This window comes from Salidesulfovibrio brasiliensis JCM 12178 (assembly GCF_001311825.1).
GTDB classification, from domain to species: Bacteria; Desulfobacterota; Desulfovibrionia; order Desulfovibrionales; family Desulfovibrionaceae; genus Pseudodesulfovibrio; species Pseudodesulfovibrio brasiliensis.
On the sequence record NZ_BBCB01000167.1, the window covers coordinates 1 to 1343 of the forward strand.

Annotated in this window: 2 protein-coding genes; both read left to right on the forward strand. The window is 64.3% G+C overall.

The window, feature by feature from the left end; genetic code table 11:
- Positions 1-385 (forward strand): helix-turn-helix domain-containing protein (locus tag JCM12178_RS18095; protein ID WP_157054988.1); only part of this gene is annotated, 385 nt, incomplete at its 5' end.
- A gap of 77 nt (positions 386-462) precedes the next feature.
- The coding region (locus JCM12178_RS17390) for a DMT family transporter (RefSeq protein ID WP_054653237.1) at positions 463-1343 on the forward strand (881 nt) is incomplete at its 3' end.

Sequence of the window (1343 nt, forward strand, 5' to 3'; positions counted from 1 at the left end):
CCGCCGTTCGCGAGCCTCTGCCGCGCTCCTTTCCCGGCACTGCGAAATCCGGCCACGGGTGCCCGGTTCGCCTGAGCCGAGGGCCGTGAAGCGGGCGCGTGAGTATCTGCATGAGAACCTTTCCGGCGAGGTCACGCTTGAGCAGCTTGCCGGGGTCGCCGGTCTTTCCCGGTATCATCTGCTTCGCGTTTTCCGGGATGTGCTGGGGTTGCCGCCGCACGGGTATCACATGCAGCTTCGCATCGAGCACGCCAAGCGACTGCTGCGGGAGGGCTGCCGGTTCTCCGAGGTCGCGCTTGAGAGCGGGTTTTCGGACCAGAGTCATTTTTCCAATACCTTCCGACGCTATACAGGCGCGACCCCCAGTCAGTACATTTCGGGCTGAAGTCAAGTCCGCAACATTTTGCAAGACGTTTCGTCCGACGTTTCGTAGTCATATCGAAAACCGTCGGGAGAAAGACCATGAGTGATACCGTGAAGAGTGCAGAGACCGCCACCCCCCTGACTCCGCTTCTGGCCGTGCTTGGCGCGGTGTTTCTGTGGGGCAGTTCGTTCGCGTCCATGAAGTATCTGGTTTCCTTCATGGACCCGTGGGCCGTCATGTGGCTGCGGACCGGGGTGGCCACGCTGGTGCTGACCCCCTTTGCCGCGCGACTGGCCGGACCGGTGCGGCAGGGCAGGGACCGGGGGGCTCTGGCCCTGATGGCCCTGTGCATGCCGTGCCTGTATTTCTTCTTTGAATCCCATGCGTTGACGTACACGTCCGCCACGCAGGCCGGGCTTATTTCCGCTTCCGTACCCCTCATGGTGGCAGCCGGTGCCGGGCTCTTTTTCGGAGAGCGCACCACCCCCCGTGGCTGGCTCGGGCTGGCCCTGTCCATTGCCGGGGTCGGAGCGCTCACCATGCTGGGCAACCCGTCGGAGCACGCCTCCAATCCGTTGCTGGGGAACATGCTGGAGCTTGCGGCCATGGTCAGCGCCACCGGGTACATGCTGCTGGTGAAGCGGCTCTCGGCCAGTTACGGACCGTGGACCATCACGGCGGTGCAGAACGCGGCAGGGGTGATCTTTTTCCTGCCCGGTGCCTACATGCTCCTTCGCGACGGCGTGGGCGCGGACCCGGTGTTCACGCTGGCAATCGCGGGGTATCTCGGCGCGTTCGTGACCCTCGGTGCCTTCGGCCTCTACAACGTGGGCATGAGCCGCCTGCCTGCGGGCAAGGCCTCGGTGTTCATCAATCTCGTACCGGTGGTGGCGGCGTTCTTTGGCTGGACCCTTTTGGGCGAGACGCTGACCCCCGGTCAGTTGCTGGCCTCGGCGATCATTTTCGCAGGGGTGGGGGG